Source organism: Komagataeibacter ossonobensis, assembly GCF_057359305.1.
In genome coordinates this window covers 1-2,948 of record NZ_JBXAYQ010000096.1, presented here as the reverse complement: position 1 = coordinate 2,948, position 2,948 = coordinate 1, and the positions used below count along the sequence as shown (strand labels likewise).

The following is a 2,948-nucleotide window of genomic DNA, read 5'->3' as shown; positions in this document are numbered from 1 at the left end:
GATCCTCTCTATATTTTCTTTTTATTTATTGATTATAATTATTTTATATTATATTTTTATACATACATCTCGGAACATCATTTAAAACAATATTTTTATATTTTATATTTGTAAACATGTCTTTTTCTCTGCTTGCAAACACGGTTCACCCGCATGTCCTGATGGGCCCTCTCAAAGCCATGCCGTATATTCATGCTTCTGATGACCATGCCGACCGGTTTCAGGCCGCCACGGCCTTGCGCGCAGACGATCTATCCGAACCGGATACCGTTCGTCGTAAACGTATATTCATTGATGCGAATGGCCTCATCGACGGCGTCATCGGAAGATTCGTAATCCCATGCTGTTTCGAGAGAGCGATACAGCCATCGTGCAAGATCACGCATGACATCAGAGAGTATCTGCGCGGCGTCTTCGGTCATTTCGCATCCGGTTTGACTTTCACGTATCACAGTGACGGTCATTGTAAATTCGTGATAATAGGGCCCGGTCTGGCTAATCCGGGCGATTAGCTGGTAGAAATTCCGTCTCTGGATCTGCGCCAGGGTGTCAGCAATCGCGTGGAGTTGCGTATCCCGTGGCGCGTAACGGCGGATTTCATGGGATGCATGCCGTTCATATCGGTAGATCCCCTCGAATGAAGCTCCATCCCCCTGATTAGAAAATCCTCGGAAATAGAGGCACGGACCGCCTTGCTCTGGAGTTACTGCACCCCGGGGTAAAAACGTAGCAATGTCCACACCAAGTATGCCGCATATCTGCAGAAAGTCCTCATAGACCGCATCCCACCAGGAAAAGCGGTGAAGAAAGTCCCGGTACCAGCAGCGAGCCTTTTCACGAGCTGATCCGGACAATTCATCAATTTGATAGACAGGAACGGCAATAATTTCATGCATCGGAAGTGTCTCCTTCGAGAGCAGCCGCCAGCCAGTCATTGGTGGTAACCCAGCCGACAGATCGTCGCGCGCCGAGATCGATCACATGTGCGCCTCCACCAAAGGCTTCGAGACGTGAGCGCGAGCAGGTGTTGGCGTACTCAAACCCCCACAGTCCCGACAAACTGAATGTGGAGGCACACTTCAAAACGAAAATAACAACACACTCAGGGTCACCACTACCGTCGTCTTGGATCCACAGTCTGGACATGTTTTCGCTTGATACGCTCAGAGAGAACCCACTTGAAACACAGAAGCCGTCAGGATCTTCCGGCTCGTTCCGATAGAGTTCAAGCGCCCTCTCCGCATTTTCAGCCGTCCCTACATCAAGGACACACGAAAAATGAGTGAAGTAATTGGCCATCGGGAAACTCCCCATAAAACAAAAGCCCGAAGCATGTCCGGACTTTCGCGAGAGAAATGACAGACGGGGTCGGAAGCTTTGTGCAGGCATGGGATGGACTGCCGGACAAGGGGCTACGCAGCTTTTTTTTCACGCGTTTATCCCCGTGACATCCGGAAGTTCGCCTCAATCATTATTTTATCTGATTTATAGGACGAAAAGCTGTAGCTCCATGGTCCTCGTATCGACATATCCACGACGCCGCATACGGGCTACGTCACGGCCAGTATTTCAGAAGTCTTCTGTTATTCTGAAAGTCTGCCATAAGCGGGATCAAGGCTTCGATGAATGGGCTGCGCCCGTCCCATCCAGGGCTGGGGGCGGATTTCCTTCAGCCAATCAACGAAACTCGGAATAAATCCAAAGTCCTCGCGCATATGCTGCTCGGCGATCAACCGCACCGGGACAACCCGCCCGGTGGAAATTGTCAGCACAACGCCAAAAAGTCTCTCAGCGAGGAAGATTCCTTCCGCGTGATGTCTCAGCGCACGATGCCGAAAATCGGCCGAAATCAATTTTGATTCGTCGAACCAGGTATGGATAGGCAGGAAGTCATCAGCCGTACCTCCCCACTGCCGCACCGACGAGAGAGCATGATAATAACTATGCGCCATTTCAGGCCTCCTCTGTCCAGCTATGCTCGGAATATTCAGTGGACATATATCGTCCGTTAAATTCGAGCGTCAGCGTTCTGTTGGCCACGTCAAACCTGAAGTCGCCAAAAGCACCCTCATTGTTTTCCCAACCACCGTTGGTCTCGGCCAGTGCGGCGTAACAGACCTGTTCGATGACATCCCGCAGGGGAGTACGTTCCGAGACAGTCTCGCAGTCAGTCCACCTCGCCGTCACCGCATCGACAAGGACGTCGAGCAGTGTATCCTCCCCTTCAGGCACAACAGCAATCTCCTCGATCTGGCCGCTATCTCCTTCACCGTCAAACGACACTGTAACGGCTGTAATCCTGGATACCGAAAGCGCTTCAAAGATGATCCTGCGATTTTGCGCTGAAGCTTCATTGTATGCTCTTTCATGGCGAAGTAACCGCTCTGCATGCTCCGCAAAGCTTCGTTCGAAGTTCTCAGTCATGGCGAGTTCCCTCGGTTGCTCAGGCACGGGCACATACCCGCACTTGTTATCGGAAATGAAGCGGGCCGGACGTTGAAAACCATGTCGTAAGCAGATCAATGACAGGTAATGCCTTAATGTAGGATTGTTAAGCATAGCGTTTCCGATCATATTTACCATGATTTTTATTATTTTTTACGCCCAGACCTCGCCCGTTACCTACATTTTTGCTTACGTTAATAAAGAATAGTCCTCGCGATATCCGACATATGCTTGTTCGCGTCAGGGTGTTTTCGGGGATGCCAGATAGGGGCAACTGATCTGCGCAGGCGTGACATCAATCCACAAACGACTGCCCGCAGTCGCCTCCAGTGCCTTGCGGATGGTATCGGCGGAAAGAAATTCCGCGCCATCGTCACCGCCAAACGACGCGCGTTTGACATCGTACCAGTCGTCAGGACATGTGCGCGGGTCCGCTTCGACAGCATAGGCGACAAGGTTCGCCTGACCCTCAGCGTCACTGAAGCCCGGATAACCATTCGACA

At 51.2% G+C, this 2,948-nt stretch carries 5 protein-coding genes; all 5 read right to left on the bottom strand.

The genetic code is table 11. The features are described from left to right. Positions 1-251: 251 nt before the first annotated feature. Positions 252-896 (bottom strand): hypothetical protein, encoded by a 645-nt coding sequence (locus tag AC1RQ9_RS18675; RefSeq protein WP_019087113.1) that lies wholly within the window; start codon positions 894-896, stop codon positions 252-254. Further along, entirely contained in the window at positions 889-1,299 is a 411-nt protein-coding gene (locus AC1RQ9_RS18670) for a hypothetical protein (RefSeq protein WP_026018840.1), read from the bottom strand. The genes AC1RQ9_RS18675 and AC1RQ9_RS18670 overlap by 8 nt, the downstream gene beginning before the upstream one ends. A gap of 284 nt (positions 1,300-1,583) precedes the next feature. Beyond that, the gene (locus AC1RQ9_RS18665) at positions 1,584-1,952 is read right to left on the bottom strand and encodes a DUF6915 family protein (protein ID WP_010511883.1); all 369 of its coding nucleotides are present in this window, start codon (positions 1,950-1,952) and stop codon (positions 1,584-1,586) included. 1 nt (position 1,953) lies between these two features. After that, on the bottom strand, positions 1,954-2,424 hold the full coding sequence (locus AC1RQ9_RS18660) for a DUF6878 family protein (RefSeq protein WP_019087440.1): 471 nt from the start codon (positions 2,422-2,424) through the stop codon (positions 1,954-1,956). A gap of 261 nt (positions 2,425-2,685) precedes the next feature. Further along, positions 2,686-2,948 (bottom strand): DUF3085 domain-containing protein (locus AC1RQ9_RS18655; RefSeq protein WP_485988085.1); only part of this gene is annotated, 263 nt, incomplete at its 5' end.

Bases quoted from the DNA above. Each gene is read 5' to 3' on its own strand.
- AC1RQ9_RS18665 (WP_010511883.1), bottom strand. From the start codon at position 1,952: ATGGCGCATAGTTATTATCATGCTCTCTCGTCGGTGCGGCAGTGGGGA.
- AC1RQ9_RS18660 (WP_019087440.1), bottom strand. From the start codon at position 2,424: ATGACTGAGAACTTCGAACGAAGCTTTGCGGAGCATGCAGAGCGGTTA.
- AC1RQ9_RS18670 (WP_026018840.1), bottom strand. From the start codon at position 1,299: ATGGCCAATTACTTCACTCATTTTTCGTGTGTCCTTGATGTAGGGACG.
- AC1RQ9_RS18675 (WP_019087113.1), bottom strand. From the start codon at position 896: ATGCATGAAATTATTGCCGTTCCTGTCTATCAAATTGATGAATTGTCC.